Source organism: Candidatus Merdisoma sp. JLR.KK006 (genome assembly GCF_036941035.1).
Taxonomy (GTDB): domain Bacteria; phylum Bacillota; class Clostridia; order Lachnospirales; family Lachnospiraceae; genus Laedolimicola.
In genome coordinates this window covers 66,421-86,678 of record NZ_JAYMNS010000019.1, presented here as the reverse complement: position 1 = coordinate 86,678, position 20,258 = coordinate 66,421, and the positions used below count along the sequence as shown (strand labels likewise).

Here is a 20,258-nt window from a genome sequence, read left to right as displayed (position 1 = left end):
TCAAAAAACAAATTGGAAGAAAAAGGGATTATCCGGCGGGATGTATTCCTGGAGGTCCCGCCGAGAGTGGAAAAAATCCTATCAATTTCAGCAAACTACACACAAAACACAAAAAAATATAGTATGATTTCCTCAGGCTTAATTAAATGCATTAGCACAGGAGGCATTTCTATGCAAAATATTTTAATTGTTGAAGACGATCAGGACATCCAGGAGCTTCTTAAGGAATTTCTGAAAGAAGCCGGCTATGGAGTTACTGCCGCTAGCGATGGCATGGAAGCAATAGACCTGTTTGGGAAAGGCAGGTACGATCTGATTCTGCTGGATATCATGCTTCCGAAGATTGACGGCTTTGGGGTATGCGAGCTTATACGGAAACAGTCACAGGTGCCGATCATTATGCTTACCGCATTGGGCGGCGAGGAGGAGCAGATCAGGGGTCTGGATCTGCAGGTGGACGATTATATTACAAAGCCATTTTCCTTCCCAATTCTAATCCGCAAAATAGCGGCTGTTCTCAGGCGGAGCGGCCGGATGGGGGAAGAGGGCCATAAGACCATTTCCTATCGGAATTTAGTTCTGGATTTGGATAATTATACGGCGGTCGTAGATGGAACTGCTTATGAACTGACACAGCGGGAGTTTGAAGTCTTAAGAGAGCTTTTGAGCCATCAGGGACGCATCATGACAAGGCAGAACCTGCTGAATAAGCTGTGGCGGTATGATTTTTACGGCGATGAACGGGTGGTTGACACACACATTAAAAATCTTCGCAAAAAGCTGGGAATCGGCTTTATTCAGACGGTCAGAGGGGTAGGGTACAGAATTGAGAGAGAAAATTAAAAGCAGCCTGTTTGCAAAGGTATTTTTCATAACGGCGGCCATGCTACTGTGCATATCCCTGCTGGTGTACGCTCTTTTGGCATGGCTGATGCCCCGAACCTATTCTGGCAGGCTGAATGCGGTTTTGGATGAGCAGACACAGGTATTTCTTTCGGAATTGGAAGAGACGGCTTTTTTGGACAGCGGGGGCCTGTTTGAACAATTCCTTAAGAATACGGATATATATTCCGTTGAATTATTTGATGAGGACGGCAGGCAGGTGCCCATCCCTGCCGGGCACCAGGAGGCTGTGTTGGAGGAGGCAGCGATGACGGCGGTGTATGAATCCTATGACAGCGATCCTGTTTTATCGAACAGCTATTATTTTTCTTTTTCTGACAGCCATGGGGTCTATATGCTTATGGTATACGGAAAGGCGGAGCAGGTTGCGGAAATACGGCAGGCATTTCGGCACATTCTGCCCCTGCTGCTTTTTGTTATCCTTGCGGTTTCATTTGGGGCATCCTGGCTGTACTCCCGGCTGATCACAAAGCCCGTACTGGAAATCAGCCGTATATCCGAGGAAATGTCCGGGCTTCATTTGGACTGGCAGATTGACATTAGAAGAACGGACGAGCTGGGCACGCTGGGGAGAAGCCTGAATTCCCTGTCCCGCAATTTGTCTGCAGCCCTGTCTGGCCTTAAGGATGCGAACAAAAAGCTGGAGGAGGATATTAAGCGGGAAAAGAAGCTGGAACAGGCAAGGACGGATTTCTTTTCCGCCGTGTCCCATGAATTGAAGACACCCGTTACTGTCATTAAGGGGCAGTTAGAGGGGATGCTTCTGGGAATCGGGGCTTATAAGGATCACGAAAAATACCTTGCCAGATCCCTGGAGACTGCGAATACTCTTGAATCAATGGTGCAGGAGATACTTACCATATCAAGGCTGGACACCATAGGGGCGGACTTTAAGAGGGACCAATTTGACTGTGTACAGGTGATTCGGAATTATTTAAATGAGACGGAAGACCTGATAGCGGGGAAAGACTTGCAGGTATCCATGGAGTTGCCACCTTTCGTATGGATAAACGGCAATAAAATGCTGATGGAAAAGGTTTTTTCCAATCTGATTGGAAATGCGGTCAAATATTCGCCGTCAGGTGCAGCCATCCGCATCTGCGGACATATGGAATGTGAGCGGTTTCATTTCTCTGTGGAAAATTCCGGGACCCGGATACCGGATGAGAGCATCCCGAAGCTGTTTGATGCCTTTTACCGTGTTGAACAGTCAAGGAACAGGAAAACGGGGGGAAGCGGGCTGGGGCTTTATGTGACACAGAGGATACTGCGGCGGCATGGAAGTGAGTGCGGGGTCTGCAATACGGATTTTGGGGTGCGGTTTTCTTTTACAATGGCTACTGCATGAACAGATAAGAAATACATTCGTAATTTATATAATATAGATGATAAAGTGCTTTTTGTCCCACTGCAGATCGGAAAATATATGCCGCTGATGAACCATTTGCAGGTGGAAATCGTTGCCTGAACTTGCCAAGGCTGGAAACAGAATGCGAAAAATATCTTTTAAAGCGAAAGAGAGATACAAATCAAGAAGTACACATAAATCACACACAAACTACAAATCCATCACAAAAAAGCCTGTTATGCTTTTTGTATATTCAAAGAAAGGAAAGATTTCTCTTATGAAAAACAAAAAGAACATAACACAGGCTTTTTTGATTACGGCATTTCTGGGAGTTATGGCCGGATGCGGCACAGGACCCCTCTTACAGGATGAAAATACGGCACAGAGCACCGAAGCCGCCCCGGAGCTGTCAAGGGAAGCTTTCCCTGCCCTGGCCGCCGCAGCAGAGGACGGGGAAAAAACGGACACTTATGAGATTGCCTGTGGAGAGCAGTTTAAGATCTATGAGCCCTTTGGCATGGTTTATGATGCGGACAGAAATGAACTGTATTATAAGGGAAAAGCGGTGCGATGGTTTGAGGACTACTATCCCCTGGGAGACGGTTCTCAGGCCGGAAGAGACTTTTTCAATGAAAATGGGGTAGTAGACGTATATGCAATTCGTGATCTTCATATCTCTGTGCGGGCAGATGACGGCTCCTTTGACCCGAGCGGGACATTGACAGGCTTAGCGGAATGCTCAGAAGAAGAATTTGCCGCCCGTGATTTGGAGGCCATTCGAAATCCGTCTCCGGTTGTGGCACAAGCAGGGGAGCCGGCCACAGAGGAAGAGCTTAAGGAAATGGCAGAGGAATATGAAGCATTCGGTCTCACCTATGATACAAAAGAGGACCAGTGGTATTATCACGGTGAAAAGGTCCGGTATTTTCGGGATATTCTGACTTCTAACGGCGAAGACTTAAGCAGCGGCAAATTTCACGGTGCTATGCGTACCTTTGGAGATGAAAATGGCACTGTGGATATTTACACAGTACGGAATTATGAAAAGCCAAACGCTTCCGGGTATGGAACATTGACGGGCATTGAAAGGTGTACATCAAAAGAAGCCCATGAGCATCCACAGCGAAACACAGTGCCGCAATCCGGCAGGGATTCGGCTGCTGTTGAGAAGCCGGGAATTGTGGACATGGCCGTATATGAGCCCTATGGGTTGATTTTTGATAAAGAGAAAGACTGCTACACTTACAACGGAAGTATTGTCCGGTATTTTAATGATTGGCGAAGCGGCGTAGGCTTTACGAATTTTTCAACGGGAACCGTAGACATTGAGGGGGCGTATGATGACAATGATAATCTTATAGGTATCAAAGAATGCTCCAGGGAAATGTATGATTTCCACACGAAAAAGAGGGAATCCTTATTTTGCTCATAAATTGGCAGGACGTAGATATTTTTCCATGCCTGTTTACGAATTTTATCAGAAATACCATGAAAATGGAAATTCTGTTTGGGAATGTGAATGTCCTATAATAGATGGAGAGGAAAAAAGTTTTTTCCGCAAATATTTTTGAAGAATAGAATCATATCCTTTCGTATCCGAAAAGCAGTCCTTTCGTTCCATTTATCCAAAAAACAGGGAATTTCTGCCGATATAACAGATAAGAACCTATTTATTTTTAGATGTTGTATTTTGGGATAGAAAAGTATCCCTTTATGCACAAAGATCATGTGCGGATTAAGGAAACACCCTACGGGTATCCCTTTATGCACAAAGATCATGTGCAGATCAAGGAAACACCCTACGGGTATCCCTTTATGCACAAAAACCATGTGCGGATTAAGGAAAGGAGAAGCAGGAATGGGTATTGGAGTGACAGCCGATAAATTGGGAGAACGCTATTTGGCAGAACAGAGCCAGAATCAAACATCCGTCAGGCTCAAAGGAGCAAGCTTCGCAGAGCTTGCGGCAGCAAGAACAGCAGAGAGGACAGCAGGAAAAGCGGCAGGGCAGGCGAACACGCCGGGACTAATAACGGCTGCAGAGCAAAACAGAAGTGAAACAAATCTCTTTATGGGAGAAACCTACGAGGAACGTCTAAGTAAGATAACCGACAAAAACGCAGCAAACGCTTTTCGCATAGCATATGCAAAGAAAATGGCTGGTTCCACAGACTATATTTCAGCCATCAGCAAGGCATACAGCACCGGAATAATAGGAGCCGCAAGCTTCGGGGATGCATTTTCACAATACAAGATCATAACCCATGTGGGAAACGCCGACATTTCCTCCGCAAACTGGCAGAGAAATGACTTTCCGTTCTGGAAGTATTTTCAACCGGATACGAGTGCGGACGCCCTAAATGACTGGAGACCCGTAGGTGCGAATCCTCCTCAGACACGCAGCGATCTCCAGAGAAATTACAGCAGCATCGGCGCCGGGAAAATCGCAGTTATTATTCCGGAGAGCCTGCAGCAGAAAATGGATGCGGATCCGGACTATGCCCGGCAGATCGTAGCAAAGCTGCAAGCATGGAAAGAAGACTACGACCTGTGGGACAACACAGTTGCGGCATCCTACGGCTATGATGTGGCCGCCCATCAGGCAGGAAAAAGCTATGTCTTCAATCTGGACGAAAACGGAGATATACGGAATTGCACCGTCACTGGCAGCGGAAGAATCACGGGACCTTCAAAGGAGGAACTGGAGCAAATCGAAGCAGAGCAGGCCAGAAAGCGCCGGCTCCGTGTGAAATATATACAGATCATGGAAGAAAGCGCCGAAAAGAGAAGAATGCAGGAGCAGGAAGCGCTGCTCTATTTTCAGAGCCAGCGATTAAAACAGGATTTGTTTCGCTGATTCATAAGGTGAAAAATGCAGTAAAGGAAAAAATGCCCGGCTGAACCCCCGGACAGCAGACACATACTTATACTTTTTAGGACTTTTTTAGCAAATAAACAGTAATTATGCCCCAATACAGGTTAGCAAACAGGGAATATCTGCCGATATATCTGTAAAGGGGTGTGAGACTTGATGAACATTAATAGTTTGAGGTCAGTTAGAAATTACGGAAATTATACGATTGATACAAATAGCAGCCAGTATAAGGCGGCGGCAAAGGACTTCCTTGAGAACCACCGTGGGGCAGTCGCCAAAATGTCGCCATGGGAAAAGAAGATGTATGAGATGTTCGGCGGAGAAAAGGCTTACATGAGAAATGTCATGAAGATGTACAATTCCGACGGAGATTTTGTGGGGCCGGGTGGCATCGTTGTGCCGGGAATGGTAGTAAATGGAATCCCGGAATCGGAGCGGCATCAGATTATAGATGTTTCCGAGGAAGCCCGTCAAAGTATGTTTGACGAGACAAAGCGTCATTTCCTGCAGGAATATGGTGTGGCAAACGGCGACACGACAAAGCGATCCGAGGTTTTCCGTGCATTCCAGCTCAGCATTCCAAAGGAAGACAGATTAAAAGGAACATGGACCCTGGGACAGTATGAGAGAGCGTACAGCCAGGCATTTTATGACGCAGTGAAGGCTTCCGATCCCGGCTGGCAGCTAGGCATGCCCTTTGACAGAAGCATTTTGGACAATGTAACAAGGGAATCTGTGGATAATGCCCTTGTGAAATTGGGCAATACTCTTGTTCTTCCGAGGAAAACAGTGGATGTCAGTGCGTAATAAATAAGATAATATGAGATTTTAGCCAAAATATCCTATGAAAATGGACGAATATAACGTTTCCCGAAATTCCTATAAAAATCTTTTCCGGAAATTTTCATAGGAATTTCTAAAACAGGATACTACATGAGGGAGGTGCAGCTTTTGGATTTTTCCAAGATACAATCACTGGGGACTTATACAAAAAATATGGAAATGCAGTTGAAATGGCAGAAAAAGAAAGCAGATAATGATTTCACTGCGGACGGAAGTACGAAATTAACCGATCCAACGGCACAGCAGGCGGAAGAGATTCGAAAGGCCCAGGCGGACGGTTCGGCCAAGCTTTCCTCCCAGATCCGCACAAAGCTGGCAACGGGCAAGAAGCTGACCCGGGAGGAGATGGAGTATCTGGAGAAGCATGATCCCCAGACCTACCAGAAAGTAAAAGCCATCGAAGCCGAGCAGAAGAGCTACGAAAAAAAGCTGAAAAACTGCAAGACCAAGGAAGAGGTGCAGCAGGTCAGAACGGAACGAGTGGCAGCTTCCTTAAGCGTAGTCAACAATGTGAAGAACAATCCGGCCATACCTGAGGGAGCCAAGCTTGGAATCATGTGGCAGGAGCTTCAGAAAAATATGGCCATGGAAGAAACCATAAGAAAATTTGTAGAGAGCGGCGAATATGCCCAGCTCCCCACGGAAGCAGAGAAGCGGGAAGTGGAGAAGGAGCTCAAGGAATTAAAGGAAGCCGAGCTTGGAATCAAAGATCCCACAGAGAGCAGCGAAGAGAAGGAGCCGGTGGAGAATGCCCAGGAGAAGGAGAGCGCCGAAGCGAAAGAAGCCGCCGCAGCAACGTCTGGAGCAGATCCTGTGAAGGAAGAGGTTTTAGCAGAGCATGCAAAAGAGACGGCGAGCCACAAAGCCGTGGAAAAGGAGCATGTTCTCCTAAAGGAGCGAAGGATCACACGGGCCCAGGTGGAAGCAACACCGGAGGCTTTGAAAGTAAAGCGTGCCAGAGCCCAGGCAGCATATAAGGGGAGCCAGATTGAGATCCCCGATCGGGTTGTGGATGTAAAAGTAAAGTAAGGGACTGTAATATAAGATTTTACACCCGGTTTACTGGCAAGTGATCAGTCCGATTATCAGCTTGTCAGTACATGTAAAGCAGTATCACTGGGAGTGCCAGAGCAGTCCCGATCATAGTATGTTAATCCGTTTTTTGAGTATGATGCAAATTGCTTTGGATAGGGGGAGCGTACAGGGAATCTGCTTATCCGTTACTCTTTCTCACTCGGCGGTATTGTTTCTGCGCAGTGATGCTTCCGCAGCGGACAGCCTGCGGATTGAGATTTTGACACCGGAGGAAAGGAGTAGGGAGTATTATGGGCGGAAAGATTTTAGAATATGAGGCGAAAACGATAAAAAATGAGGGAATAAATCAAGGGCTTAAGGAAGGACTTAAAGAAGGACACCGAGAGGGAAGACTTGAGATGCTCTTTGATTTGGTGCGTGATAATCTTTTGTCACTTCAGGAGGCAATTTCCCGTGCGGGACTTACGGAGGAACTGTTTTTAAAGAAAATGAACGAATATAAAATGTGACGGCGGTTCCTCCTTCGTCACAAAGATTACGGCTGCCCTCTCTTGGCAAGGTTTGTGTGCCCTTGTCAAGAGAGGGCATTGCTATAACATAATACAAGGAAAGGACGGTACGAACCTATGAATCGGATTTTAATTATAGATGATGATAAGGAGCTCTGCGATTTGATTAAACGGAGCGTTTTGCAGGAGGATATTGAGGCAGACTGCTGTGCTTCTGGGAGCGCAGGCTTGGGAATGCTTAAGGAAAATGTTTACCAGCTTGTTATTCTGGATGTTATGATGCCCGGATATGACGGCTTTGAAACCCTTGAGAGAATCCGAAGGGAAAGCAGTCTGCCCATTTTAATGCTCACGGCTAAAAATGACAGTCTTTCCAAGGTCCGCGGCTTGAGGTCGGGGGCTGACGATTATCTGACAAAGCCCTTTGATATGGACGAGTTGACGGCCCGTATTATTTCGCTGATCCGGCGTTATACCCGTTTCAACCAGGGAGAAGGGGAGACCTTGGCCTTTGATGGTCTTACCATTGATCCGGATAACCGCAGTGTGCTTGCGGCAGGGGGCACCTATGAACTGCCCCCGAAGGAGTTTGATTTGCTTTTGTTTCTTGCGAAGAATCAAGGGAAAATACTGACAAAGCAGAGGATTTATGAGGAGGTCTGGGGGGAAGCCTACGTTTATGATGACAGCAATATTATGGCTGTTATAAGCCGGCTTCGTAAAAAGATAGAAGAAAATCCCGGGAGCCCACGCTATATTCAGACGGTGAAGGGAATAGGCTACCGTTTTAATAAGGAGGTATGACGGGTGTACATGGAAACGCTTGCTGTTATTTTTCTTATTGTGGGGATTGCGTCTCTGTTTGCTTCTGCTTTTATTACGTACCGTGCAAAAAGGCAGATAGCGGATATGTGGGAGGCCCTGGAGGATATCAGAAATGGGAACGGAAACCGGCGCATTTTAGCGGAGGCACATGAGCTTGCTGCTCCCATTGCGTGGCAGATTAACGGGATTGTCCGCTCTTATGAGGACAGGCTTTCGGTTTACCGGCAGGCTGAAGAGACAAATAAGCGGCTTATGACGAGCCTTTCTCACGATGTCAGGACGCCCCTTACTACGCTGATTGGATATCTGGATGCGGTGCATAAGGAGCTTGTTACCGGGGATGAGCGGGAGGATTATATGGAGATCGCCCGGCAGAAGGCTCATGATTTGAAGGAATATATTGATGTGCTTTTTGATTGGTTTAAGCTGGGGTCTGATGAATTTTCTATGAATATTTCCGTGACGGATATGACGGAGCTGACACGGAGTATTCTGATTGACTGGATTCCGATATTTGAGGATGGGCAGATTGAATATGTGGTTGAGATACCGGAGCGGCCTTTTTGGGTCAGGGTTGATCCCGATGGTTATATGCGTGTGGTGAATAATCTGATACAGAATGTGATTGCGCACAGTGGGGCGGATCGTGTTGTGATCTCTCTTTTGAGGGAAGAGGGGGAGGCTGTTTTATGTGTGGAGGATAATGGGGTGGGGATTGAAAAGGAGGATTTGGAGCATATTTTTGAGCGGCTGTATAAATGTGATAAGGGGCGTTCGGAAAGGGGGAGCGGGCTTGGGCTTGCGATTGTGCTTCAGATTGTGGAGAAGATGGGGGGAAGTATTGGTGTGGAGAGTGTGGTGGGGAAGGGGACGGTGTTTTTAGTGCGCTTTTTGCTAGAAGGGTGAGGATGGACGGAAGGAACTGCCGCAAAAGAAGTCAGCAGTCATTTCCATATCCTGTGTTCGGACGGTTCACGTACACTCGGTTTGCTCTGGTCAGACATTACCTGAGAGATCTTGTTATTGGGGAGGTTTTTGAGGTAATGTCTGCCCATATCAAACAGAGCGTTCGTGAACAGCCGGACACTGGATATTGGAAAAGCCTGCTGACTTCTTTTGCGGTAGCTCCTTCCTGGTTTTTGGGGGCTGTAGGTTGAAGGGAGTTTTTGGGGATGGGTTGGGGTGAAGGGTTTTGTTGATGGTATTGGGGGAGATTCTTTTGGGATAAATATTGGGATGTGTGTGGTTTTTGGTTTGTATTTTTGGAAGAATGTGTTTGGAGGTATGTAGGGGTTTTTGGTGTGGATTGCTGGTTTTTGGATTTGCAAGGTTAATGCAAGGTTGCGGCAAGGTTTTTGCAAGGTGGGGGTGTTAGAATGGTATTTGACAGATGATAGATTGTGGAATTGGAAGGATAGGAGGTTTTTGATGTGAGCGAGTATGTTATTGAGACGAAGAATCTGACGAAGCAATATGGTGAGCAGAAAAGTGTTGCGAATCTGAATATTCATGTGGAGAAGGGGAGGATTTATGGGCTTCTTGGCAGGAATGGGGCTGGTAAGACTACGACTATGAAAATGCTTTTGGGGCTTACACGGCCTACGGCCGGAAGGGTGTCTATGTGGGGGAAGCCGCTGGCGGGGAATGAGAGAAGGCTGCTTCCACGGATTGGGAGCCTTATAGAATCGCCGGGGTTTTATCCGAATCTGACAGCTGCGGAAAATCTGCGTATTTTTGCGGTGCTTCGGGGTGTGCCGGGGAGGGATGCGATTAAGGATGCTTTGGATCTGGTGGGGCTGCCTTATGGGGATAAAAAATTGTTTTCTCAATTTTCTCTTGGCATGAAGCAGAGGCTTGCCATTGCCCTTGCGGTGATGCATGACCCGGAGCTGCTTATTTTGGATGAGCCGATTAATGGCCTTGATCCCATTGGGATTGCGGAGGTGCGCTCTTTTATCCGGGAGCTGTGTGAGGCAAGAGGGAAGACGATTTTGATTTCCAGTCATATTTTGTCGGAAATTGCGCTTCTGGCAGATGATATTGGTATTATTGACCATGGTGTGCTTCTGGAGGAAGAAAGCTTTGCAGAACTGGAGCAGAAGAACAGCAAATATGTTCATTTTACGATTTCTGATACGGCCCAGGCGGCGAGAATTCTGGAGCGCAGATTTCGGGAAAAGGATTTTACCATACAGGATGACCGCAATCTGCTTCTTTACAATCTGGAGCTTCCGGTAGGTGACATGGTGACTGCTTTTGTGGAAAACGGACTTGTGGTGTCGGAAGCCCATACTTGTGAGGAAAGTCTTGAGGATTATTTCAAGCGTGTAACAGGGGGTGAGGGGATTGCTTAAGCTGATTTACTGTGAATTTATGAAGCTGAAAAGGAAGCCGCTGTTTTTTGTCTCTTCTTTTTTGTCCATTTTGATTCCTTTCGGCATTTCTTTTCTGCCGTCATATGCGCAGACCGGAGCGCAGGCCGTGGAGGAGATGATGTCGTGTCTGTTTCAGCTCAGCGCCTATCTTTTGCTGATTCCGGCTGTGATTGTTCTGGCTGCCAATCTGTTGTTTGAGGAACAGGATAATGATACGCTGAAGAATCTTATGACGGTGCCGGTGGATAAGGGGAAGCTGGCGGTGGCCAAAATGCTGGTGCTGCTGATTTTTTCGGTGCTCTTTATGGCAGTGGGAGGTCTGCTTGGAGGCGGCCTTGTGATGCTTAAGGGCTGGCGGCCGGAGGGATTCTGGTTTTTGTTTTTTGTGGGGCTCGGGGAAGCTCTGATTATGTGGGTGGGGACTATGCCCTGTGTGCTTTTGGTGGTTGCTTATAATAAGAGTTATATTGTGTCTGTTATTATTACTTTTTTCTATACCATGGTGAATTATATACTTTCTACCAGTACGCCTTTACTGACGCAGTCTTTTGGGCTGAATCCCGGTACGCTGCTGCCGGGGCCCCTGGCACTTCGCTGGTTTTTCCAGTTTTATGACCACAGCAATCCCAGTGAGGAACTGGCGGCGCTGCTTGAGCAGATTAGTCCTTATTTTTTGAGTAATGTGCAGGCATTTGGCGTGGCTGCCATGGAAGGTGCGGTATTTCTTACGCTGATTGCTTTTGTTTATAAGCGGCAGGAAACCCAGTAGCATTCAGGAATGCTGGGGAAATGAAATTGGAGGTGACAAAACATGTGGAATTTAATACAAGCCGAATGGCTGAAGCTTCGCCGGTGTCAGATACTTTTGGTGGGGATTGTGGCGCTTGCCGTGTGCCCTGTGGTTCAATATGGAACTCAGTTGATGCTGGCGCCGGAGTATCGTGATTTGAATTATGATTTCAGGCACTTGTTTGCAAATGTGATCTGGGGGAATTCGCAGGTATTTCTGCCGATTTCGCTGGTGATGATTGGAGGCTGGTTTATTGATAGGGAGACGACCCACGATACCTTGAAGAATATTATTACGGTGCCGGTATCCATGTCAAAGCTGCTGGGAGCGAAGCTGGTGATTACGGGGATGCTTTCTGTGGTGTTTGGTGTGTACAGTGTAGGTGTGACCCTTCTGACTGGGGGGATTGTGGGACTTAAGGGGCTGACGCCGGGGATGATACTGACCTCGGGCGGTCAGGTGGTGGCGGCATCGTTTATGACGTATCTTGTGTGTATGCCTATGATTTTGATTTTCGGACAGATGAGAGGGGGATATCTGGGCGGCTCGATTTTTACGTTTTTTCTTGGGTACAGTATGCTGTTTTTTAAGAGCGGCCTGCTGCTCAGTGCTTATCCCTTTTCGGCAGCACTGATTTTGACTGGGTTTGATATGACGGAATATAATGGGGCTTCTTCGCCCCCTGATTATCTCTTGGCAGCGGCAGGGATTGGCTTTGTAATTCTGGCGGCAGTGCTCCTTCTGGGGGCGTCTGACCGGCAGAGGGAAATGAAGCCCCTGAGGAGGAAGAAGAGGAAAGGATCTAGGAGAAGAGTGCGGGGGAGACGGTGATTTAGGCGTTCCTGTAATTAATTTTTAGTTCTAAGACCAGAGTAGTATTGACAGAGTTTTAAGACTGTGGTAGTATATATAAATAGATACTACTACAGTCTTGAAGAAGGGGGTGTGACAGAATGGACATTAAGCTGTTCGATTCTGAACTGAAAGTGATGTCTGTCCTTTGGCGTGATGGTGATGTTCCGGCTAAATATATTGCCAGGCAGCTTACCGAAGAATTGGGCTGGAATGTAAATACAACGTATACCCTGATTAAGCGTTGTATTAAAAAGGGAGCGGTTGAACGTTCTGAACCGGGATTCATGTGCCATGCGCTTGTTCCTAAAGAGGAAGTTCAGGAGGCCAAGACAGATGAACTGATTGACAAAATGTATGACGGCTCCGTTGACAAGCTATTTGCGGCGTTGCTGGGACGGAAAAAATTGAGCGCCGCTCAGATTGAAAAACTAAAACAGATTGTTGATGATTTGGAGTGAGGTGATGCAAATGAGCCTGCTGCAAATGAGCTTTGCCGGGGGTGTGATGATTTTAGCAGTCATTGTAATACGTGCCTTGGCAATTAATTTGTTACCTAAAAAGACTTTTGGGGTACTTTGGGGAATCGTGGTTGTACGCTTGCTGATCCCTTTTTCGGTTCCCTCAACGTTTAGTGTGTACTCGCTGCTTGGCAATCATGTATCTGCCATAGATGCTGCAAAGGATCTACAAGCCATTGGAATGCTTCCGACTGAAACGACAGGACAGATGGTTGCTATGAAGGATGGCATTTCCAATGCCATTTCTATATGGGCAGTTATTTGGGCTGGCGGCGTGCTGGTCTGCGCTATATTTTTTGCTGTATCATATTGGAAGTGCCGACAAGAGTTTCAGACATCCCTGCCAGTGGATAATGACTTCATCAGAAACTGGTTAAATGCCCATCATCAGAGACGTGTGATTTCTATTCGGCAGTCCAGCCGTTATTCCGCCCCACTCACTTATGGCATTTTCTGGCCTGTGATTTTGATGCCGACATCTACCAAATGGGAGAATACAAAGTCACTGCAATATGTTTTGGCTCATGAATATGTGCATATCCGGCGTTTTGACAGCATTAGGAAGCTGGTGCTGATTTTGGTGCTGTGTGTACATTGGTTCAATCCCCTGGTTTGGGCGATGTATTTTCTCGCAAACCGGGATATTGAGTTGGCATGTGACGAAGCAGTTGTACGTCTTTTCGGGGAAAACACGAAAGCAGCCTATGCACGGGCATTGATCAGCATGGAAGAGGCACAAAGCGGCTTGACCCCTCTGTGCAATAATTTTAGCAAAAATGCAATTGAAGAAAGGATAACTGCAATTATGAAAATCAAGAAAAAGACAATTTTTTCATTTGTTTTGGCGGGCATTATCATTGCTGGGACTGCGGCGGCATTTGCCACCTCTGCGAATGCACAGCCACAGCAGGCTGAATCGGTGGAACAGGATGGCAAAATTGAAATTGTTTCCAAGCCGGATTCCATTTTGCAGGTTGCTGACAACGCCGGCGTTTTTTTCAAAGAAGGCGGTGAAGCTGCAGGCACTGACACAAATGATGTTCAGACGGCTGTTTTGGTGCAGTCAGATGATATTCATGGGGCATCCGTAGAAAAAACCGGTGCGGCGGATGATTTGCCTGAAAACAATGTAATATACTTTGACACAGAAGCAGAGCGAGATGAGCATTTCCGTGCATTGGATACCAATACTGCAAAAGGTCTGGATCGCTATGCGGGATTTGAGGAAATGTATGAGGGCATAGATACTTCTGCACCTGTGACATATATTGTGAAGTAAAACTGTCATGGCAAAATGGCCCCACCCCATAAGCCGCACTATGGACTTCATCTGCCATATGCGGCGGTCTGCCATTTCTGCCGGCAGGCCGGGCGGCTTGATAACGGAAATTGCTTGGAGGCTAGAGGTAATATGGGGTGGCGGCATAGGCAGATTATATTATCCTTGAAACAGCGGAAAAGAATTCACGCTGTCAAATCCGCTATTCACGCTATCGGTATTAGATAAATTTACAGTTATTTCGATATATAAGATGAAAGCTACGAGGAGGTGGATGTAATAAGAATTGCAATCTGCGATGATGAAAAGAATATAAGAGCTTATCTGCGCACACTTGTGAGAAAGCAGGATTCGGAGAGCGAAATTACTGAGTATGCATCCGCTGATGAATACCTGTCAGGTAAAATGGAACATGACCTGTTGTTTCTGGATATAGAAATGAAAGGCGATACATCCGGCATGGATGGCATGAGCATGGCAAAACAGCTAAGAGGCATGGAACTTGACAGACAGCCGGTTATCATTTTTGTTACGGGCTATGAAAAATATGTCTATGACGCATTTGACGTGGATGCATTCCAATATCTGCTAAAACCCATCAATGAGCAGAAATTTGCGGAAGTTTTCAGCCGGGCGGCAGGGCAGATTTTATCTGAGGCAGAGCAGAAAAAGAAAACACTAATCATCCGGTGCGGAAGTGAAAGCAGGGCCATACCGTTAGACAGTATTTATTATTTGGAAAGCCGGAACCATAAGGTAGTGCTGTACTTAAAAGAAGGGGAACTGGAATACTACGCAAAGATTAGAGATCTGGAGGAAGAATTGGCGGGACAGTTTTACCGGATACACAGGGGATACCTGGTCAATCTTTCCTATGTTGAGGGGTATGACAAATCCGAGGTGACACTTGCGAATGGGGACAGACTGCCTCTTTCAAAAAGGTATGATGACTTTGCGGCGGCATATCTGCAGTTTATGCAATAGTCCAGCTAAGAAATGTCAAGTGTTTTAAGAAATATTTTCTGCTGGACTTTACCCTTTCGTACCGTTGCGTAGCAACTTAAGATAGGAGGGGAAATCTTGAGTGAAACAGGTTTTATGCTATTCCGGCATATAATGGGCAAAACAGAAACAGTCTTATATGCAGCATGCATGACATTTCTTTTTTACCCATTTATGGCGGGGCAAAAGGAACAGCGGAAAAATGTGTTAAAAAAGGCTGCCACAGTATTTGGGGCGTATGTACTGGTGTATCTTATCTGTGATGCGGCTGCTCTTCCCGGCTGGCTGCGCATGATAATTGTGATTGTCCTGCTGACATCCTCCCATAGAATTACAGGAATGGAAAAGAATATTGCTTTTTTGCTTGGGGTGCTGTTTTTTGGGATTAGAGATATGTGCAGGTTAATAACGGAAAGCCTGCGCTATATTTTTGATACAAAGCTCCTGCGGGGCGTATACAATGAAAGCACAATGTACCGTAATACTGCTGTGGGTTATTCCCTTTCCATAGTCTTGCAGTTTCTCCTTTTGTTCATTATGCTTTTGTTCATCAGCCGCAGGCTGCAAAAAGAACCACTGGAATTACACGCAAAGGAATTGTGTTATTTATGTCTGATGCCGATTGCAGGCATCCTGTTTGGGAATATTATTTTCCGGCAGCTCTTCATTGTAAAGGAAAATGTGTTTTTTCTGCTATACGAGGAGTACCCGGTATTCATCGGGTTAGTGCCTTTGACCAGCTTCTTGTTCTATGTGGGGATTGTGGCTACGGTAATGTCCTATCAGGAAATGGTAAGGCTGCAGGAAGAAAAGAAGAAGTATTTTGTAGAGGAGCAGCAGCTTTTGGCAATACGGGAACGGATGGAGGAAGTCGAGCAGTTTTATGACGGCATACGCAGGATGAAGCATGAGATGAAAAACCATCTGACAAATATAAAGGGGCTGGCAGGAAGCGGCAGCTATGAGGAAATGGAGCAGTATATCGCCAAAATGGATGAAAGCCTGAATGTGTTTGAGCTTACTATCAGGACGGGCAATGCCGTTACGGATGTGATTGTGAATGACAAGCAGAAAGCAGCAGATAAACAGGGCATAAAATTCAGTTCGGAGTTCCTGTATCCGGCATCGGACGGGTATGACGCATATGACATTGCGATCATCATAAATAATCTCCTGCAGAATGCTTTGGAAGCCTGCGAAAGGATGAAAGGGGGAAAAAGATATATTTCCCTTTCGGGCAGACAGAAAAAGAGATTTTTTCTGATATGTGTAAAAAATTCCTTTGAAGGGGAGGTGGCATTTGACAAAAACAGTAATCTTCCGGTTTCCACAAAAGGAGCAGACCTTTTAGGGAAAAGGGTCTCCATGCATGGCATAGGCTTATCCAATGTTAAGCGTGAGACGGCAAAGTATTTAGGAAATGTGGATATCAGGATCAAGAAAAAAGAGTTCGTCGTAACAGTATTGTTGCAGGAAAGGAGCAGAAATGGGCAGCACAATCAATGTAAACTACATGACAAAGACGTACAGCAGCTTTTTGAAGAATTACGAAGCAAAGGGCAGCGGCCAGACAAAAACCGCATCCTTTAGCGACAAGGTGGCTGGAAAAAGCATGGGAACCCAAAATGTATCAGAAACAGGGAAAGCGGGAGCTGTTTCAACAAAGGACATGACAATGGAGGAATACAAGCAGTATATCCATGACAGGATTTCACAGATTCCCATGCACCCGACCCGCATGTCGGAGAGCATTTCCATCAATATTTCTGAGGCAGGGTTTGAGGCTATGAAAAATGACCCGGAATATGAGGCGTGGGTGCTGAATGATTTGCGGACAGGATGGGCGCAGCCGGACAGATGGGCTGGCATCTGTGGAGGGGCCTATTCCACAATTTATTATGGTGCGACAAAAGAAGAATGCCATGCAAAGATGTGGAGTGCAGGTTACCAGAATGGGAGCGGGAAAAGCCTGTTTGACAGCAGGGCGAAAAACAGCTTCTGGGAGCGCAGGGCAGAACGGGAAAAACAGAGGGAAGTACAGATAGAGGAACAGCAGGAAAAGAAGCGGATACAGAAAGCTGCAATGGAAAAAAGCATTGCACATAAAAGGCTGATGGTGCAGTGGGAGGGGAAGATTTATGATGCGTGTAGGAAATAACAGTCAGGGAATCTGGCCGCTCCTTTCAAATAAGAGTTTTCCGTTTGCAGGGAAACAGGGGAGTGTAAGCAAGGGAAATGAAAAAGCAATAGCAGACCTGCTCTCCGGGCGCAGGAAAAATTCTTATGGCGTAGAAGGCATGAGGATAACAGGCAGGACAGATTGGAAAAGGATCATTAACGTATCGGATGAAATGAAACAGCACGTCTTTGAAGATGTGAAGAAGGAATTTTATAAATATGGCGGAATGTCCGGCGATAATACCGCTGAAACAGATGCATATTATGACAAGATACATTCTTATGTGAAAACGCTGAAAGCCAGTGACCGTTCTCCGGCTACATGGACGCTGAGCCAGCTTCATTTAGATCTTGCACACGCAGTAACTGCTGCGGTTAAGGAAAAGGTGCCGGGCTGGACGAATGGCAAGCTGATCCCGTCAGATGTACTGGATGAGATTTTCGCTGACGAAAATATCACATCAATAGTGTTTGGGAAATCCGTCTATGCCCGTATAAATCATGGGGACACCGCATGTCCGAGTGAAAGAAAAAGGCAGAATGCCTGTATTGATGGAGAGATAGGAGATGTACTCTGTCAGCTGGATAATAAAATGGGAAACGGCAGATTCAGAGGCTTCGCATAAACAGTTCAACTTCCGAAAATAAATATAATTTTTGTTACTATTCAGCCGTTTTCAGATTATATCGAAAAGAAATTTGTTCCAATACCAGTTATGGATAAAGAAGATTATGCTATTTTCTGTGAAGATTATATGCTGACAGAAGATCCAATTAAAGGAGCACTACTAAATGGAAAAAAGAGTATGGAGCAAATGACAGATGGGAGTGTTAAAAAATATATCCAAATGCTCCTTGCCCGTATGGCGGTGGTAAGAGGTACAAAAAGTGCTGCAAGAACATAATAAAGTTATAAAATGGTATGGGAGACAATCTGGGAGAATTAGCATAGAATTTAGAGAAAAAAGAAGTCAGCCAGATGCGGAAAAGGATTTAATCTTGTATATGGGATTCGATGAGGGTATAATTAGGCCATACTAGGAGGTATGGAGCATGTCGAGGACGGTAGGAATTGGGCTGCAAAGCTTTGAATTCATAAGGGAAAATGATTGTTTCTATGTGGATAAGACAAAGTTTATTAGGGAATGGTGGGAAAGTAAAGACAGCGTAACAATGATTACCCGCCCCAGAAGATTTGGAAAGACTTTAACATTGAGTATGGCAGAACAGTTTTTTTCCGTAAAATATAATGGACGGGGAGAGCTGTTTCAAGGGCTTTCTATTTGGCAGGATGAAAAGTACAGGAAATTACAGGGGACTTATCCGGTAATAAGTCTCTCTTTTGCCAATGTAAAGGAAAAAGACTATGAATCAACCGTTCGGAGGATCAATCAAATTCTTTCGGATCTCTATTATGATTACAGCTTTTTAACAAAGAGTGAATGCCTGCTTCCAGAAGAAAAGGAATACTTCCGCAGTGTTTCTGAAGATATGCTGGAGACTACAGCAAGTATAGCACTTCATCGTTTGTCAAAGTATTTGTATAAGTATTGCAATAAAAAAGTGATTATCTTGTTGGACGAATATGATACCCCAATGCAGGAAGCTTATGTGAATGGATACTGGAATGAGGTAGTTTCTTTTACAAGGAGCCTGTTTAATTCGGCCTTTAAGACAAATCCGTACCTGGAACGGGCCATTATGACAGGCATCACAAGGGTGAGCAGAGAGTCTATCTTTTCTGACTTGAACAATCTTGAAGTAGTGACGACTACTTCTGAGAAGTATGCGGATAGTTTTGGTTTTACGGAAGAAGAAGTATTTGCGGCCCTGGATGAGTTTGGAATGTCGGATAAGAGGCAGGAGGTTAAAAGCTGGTATGATGGTTTTACTTTTGGAAGCCATACAGATATTTATAATCCCTGGTCTGTGTTAAACTATTTGGATAAAAGGAAAGTAGGAGCTTACTGGGCCAATTCCAGCTCCAACAGCCTGGTAGGAAAGCTGATTCGGGAGGGAAGTAAAGAGATTAAGCAAAGCCTGGAATGTCTGATGGGAGACGGGACGCTTCGTGTAGAGATTGATGAGCAGATTGTTTATGGAGAATTGTATACAAAAAGAAATTCTGTCTGGAGTCTTCTCCTTGCCAGTGGTTATCTGAAAGTCCTTCAGATGGAATTTATAGAAAAAACAGGTCACTGGTACCATACACTGGCTTTGACGAATAAAGAAGTGGAGATGATGTTTGAAAAAATGATTCGCAGCTGGTTTTCAGATCAAGATGAAAATTATAATGATTTTATCACGGCATTGTTGTCTGATGATTTGAAGGCTATGAATTATTATATGAATAAGGTGGCGCTTGCCACTTTCAGCACTTTTGATACAGGAAAAAAGCCCTCGGAGGATGCTGAGCCGGAGCGCTTTTACCATGGCTTTGTGCTGGGACTGTTAGTGGATTTGGCAGACCGTTATACCGTGACATCCAATCGTGAAAGCGGCTTTGGGCGCTATGATGTGATGCTGGAGCCGAAGCAGGATGATGACGGAATCATACTGGAATTCAAGGTGCAGGATATGGAGGATGAGAAAGAACTGTCTGATACGGTAAAGTCCGCATTACGGCAGATAGAAGCGAAAAAATATGAAACCATGCTTGTGTCCAAGGGGATTCCGGAGGGGAAAATACGGAAATATGGATTTGCTTTCTGTGGGAAAAAGGTGTTGATTGGGAAAGAGTGATTTTATATGGCTCTTGTGCACATGGCAATTTTTTCTGCTGACAGGCAGGTTATTAGAGACGGATGAAGCGCAAAACTGCAAACTATCAACTATTTAATATCTGATGTACTAGTAGTCCGTACCGGAAATCCTTGTGCATATTTCCGGTCTATTTCTCCGATAGCACAGGTCAAAAAGCCTC

22 protein-coding genes are annotated in these 20,258 nt (G+C 45.7%); all 22 read left to right on the top strand.

Annotation, left to right across the window (positions count from 1 at the left end):
* Window positions 1-171 precede the first annotated feature (171 nt).
* The 22 genes from VSQ61_RS14755 to VSQ61_RS14650 all read left to right on the top strand — a co-directional run bounded on the left by VSQ61_RS14755 (window position 172) and on the right by VSQ61_RS14650 (window position 20,077).
* A complete protein-coding gene (locus tag VSQ61_RS14755) occupies window positions 172-843 on the top strand; it encodes a response regulator transcription factor (RefSeq protein WP_334345156.1) in 672 nt (223 codons plus the stop codon).
* Entirely contained in the window at window positions 827-2,251 is a 1,425-nt protein-coding gene (locus VSQ61_RS14750) for a sensor histidine kinase (RefSeq protein ID WP_334345155.1), read from the top strand. The genes VSQ61_RS14755 and VSQ61_RS14750 overlap by 17 nt, the downstream gene beginning before the upstream one ends.
* A 277-nt stretch (window positions 2,252-2,528) precedes the next feature.
* Window positions 2,529-3,683, top strand: a complete 1,155-nt coding sequence (locus tag VSQ61_RS14745; RefSeq protein WP_334345154.1) for a hypothetical protein — start codon at window positions 2,529-2,531, stop codon at window positions 3,681-3,683.
* Window positions 3,684-4,109: 426 nt separating this feature from the next.
* On the top strand, window positions 4,110-5,108 hold the full coding sequence (locus VSQ61_RS14740; protein WP_334345153.1) for a hypothetical protein: 999 nt from the start codon (window positions 4,110-4,112) through the stop codon (window positions 5,106-5,108).
* Window positions 5,109-5,282: 174 nt separating this feature from the next.
* Complete coding sequence (locus VSQ61_RS14735; protein WP_334345152.1) at window positions 5,283-5,933, top strand: DUF3879 family protein; 651 nt, start codon at window positions 5,283-5,285, stop codon at window positions 5,931-5,933.
* 144 nt (window positions 5,934-6,077) lie between these two features.
* Entirely contained in the window at window positions 6,078-6,998 is a 921-nt protein-coding gene (locus VSQ61_RS14730; protein ID WP_334345151.1) for a hypothetical protein, read from the top strand.
* A 118-nt stretch (window positions 6,999-7,116) separates the two neighbouring features.
* Complete coding sequence (locus VSQ61_RS14725; protein WP_334345150.1) at window positions 7,117-7,320, top strand: hypothetical protein; 204 nt, start codon at window positions 7,117-7,119, stop codon at window positions 7,318-7,320.
* Entirely contained in the window at window positions 7,295-7,513 is a 219-nt protein-coding gene (locus VSQ61_RS14720) for a resolvase (protein WP_334345149.1), read from the top strand. The genes VSQ61_RS14725 and VSQ61_RS14720 overlap by 26 nt, the downstream gene beginning before the upstream one ends.
* Before the next feature lie 117 nt (window positions 7,514-7,630).
* On the top strand, window positions 7,631-8,317 hold the full coding sequence (locus VSQ61_RS14715; RefSeq protein WP_334345148.1) for a response regulator transcription factor: 687 nt from the start codon (window positions 7,631-7,633) through the stop codon (window positions 8,315-8,317).
* A gap of 9 nt (window positions 8,318-8,326) precedes the next feature.
* On the top strand, window positions 8,327-9,244 hold the full coding sequence (locus VSQ61_RS14710; protein WP_334345164.1) for a sensor histidine kinase: 918 nt from the start codon (window positions 8,327-8,329) through the stop codon (window positions 9,242-9,244).
* Window positions 9,245-9,246: 2 nt separating this feature from the next.
* On the top strand, window positions 9,247-9,495 hold the full coding sequence (locus tag VSQ61_RS14705; RefSeq protein ID WP_334345147.1) for a hypothetical protein: 249 nt from the start codon (window positions 9,247-9,249) through the stop codon (window positions 9,493-9,495).
* A gap of 273 nt (window positions 9,496-9,768) precedes the next feature.
* The gene (locus VSQ61_RS14700; RefSeq protein WP_334345146.1) at window positions 9,769-10,692 is read left to right on the top strand and encodes an ABC transporter ATP-binding protein; all 924 of its coding nucleotides are present in this window, start codon (window positions 9,769-9,771) and stop codon (window positions 10,690-10,692) included.
* Window positions 10,685-11,482 carry an ABC transporter permease gene (locus VSQ61_RS14695; protein ID WP_334345145.1) on the top strand — a complete coding sequence of 266 codons (798 nt, stop codon included), beginning with the start codon at window positions 10,685-10,687 and terminating at the stop codon, window positions 11,480-11,482. Before VSQ61_RS14700 ends, VSQ61_RS14695 begins: the two co-directional genes overlap by 8 nt.
* A gap of 42 nt (window positions 11,483-11,524) precedes the next feature.
* Entirely contained in the window at window positions 11,525-12,334 is an 810-nt protein-coding gene (locus tag VSQ61_RS14690) for an ABC transporter permease (protein WP_334345144.1), read from the top strand.
* Window positions 12,335-12,456: 122 nt separating this feature from the next.
* Window positions 12,457-12,816, top strand: coding sequence for a BlaI/MecI/CopY family transcriptional regulator (locus VSQ61_RS14685; protein ID WP_334345143.1), 360 nt, complete (start codon window positions 12,457-12,459; stop codon window positions 12,814-12,816).
* Between the two features lie 4 nt (window positions 12,817-12,820).
* Window positions 12,821-14,155: a M56 family metallopeptidase gene (locus VSQ61_RS14680; RefSeq protein WP_334345142.1), complete on the top strand. Its 1,335-nt coding sequence runs from the start codon at window positions 12,821-12,823 to the stop codon at window positions 14,153-14,155.
* A 270-nt stretch (window positions 14,156-14,425) separates the two neighbouring features.
* Window positions 14,426-15,139, top strand: a complete 714-nt coding sequence (locus VSQ61_RS14675; RefSeq protein WP_334345141.1) for a LytR/AlgR family response regulator transcription factor — start codon at window positions 14,426-14,428, stop codon at window positions 15,137-15,139.
* Window positions 15,140-15,235: 96 nt separating this feature from the next.
* On the top strand, window positions 15,236-16,747 hold the full coding sequence (locus tag VSQ61_RS14670) for a GHKL domain-containing protein (RefSeq protein ID WP_334345140.1): 1,512 nt from the start codon (window positions 15,236-15,238) through the stop codon (window positions 16,745-16,747).
* The gene (locus VSQ61_RS14665) at window positions 16,644-17,315 is read left to right on the top strand and encodes a hypothetical protein (protein WP_334345139.1); all 672 of its coding nucleotides are present in this window, start codon (window positions 16,644-16,646) and stop codon (window positions 17,313-17,315) included. Before VSQ61_RS14670 ends, VSQ61_RS14665 begins: the two co-directional genes overlap by 104 nt.
* On the top strand, window positions 17,296-17,961 hold the full coding sequence (locus VSQ61_RS14660; RefSeq protein ID WP_334345138.1) for a DUF3879 family protein: 666 nt from the start codon (window positions 17,296-17,298) through the stop codon (window positions 17,959-17,961). The genes VSQ61_RS14665 and VSQ61_RS14660 overlap by 20 nt, the downstream gene beginning before the upstream one ends.
* Window positions 17,962-18,051: 90 nt before the next feature.
* Window positions 18,052-18,240, top strand: a complete 189-nt coding sequence (locus VSQ61_RS14655; protein ID WP_334345137.1) for a hypothetical protein — start codon at window positions 18,052-18,054, stop codon at window positions 18,238-18,240.
* A 148-nt stretch (window positions 18,241-18,388) separates the two neighbouring features.
* On the top strand, window positions 18,389-20,077 hold the full coding sequence (locus VSQ61_RS14650; RefSeq protein ID WP_334345136.1) for an AAA family ATPase: 1,689 nt from the start codon (window positions 18,389-18,391) through the stop codon (window positions 20,075-20,077).
* Window positions 20,078-20,258: the final 181 nt, after the last annotated feature.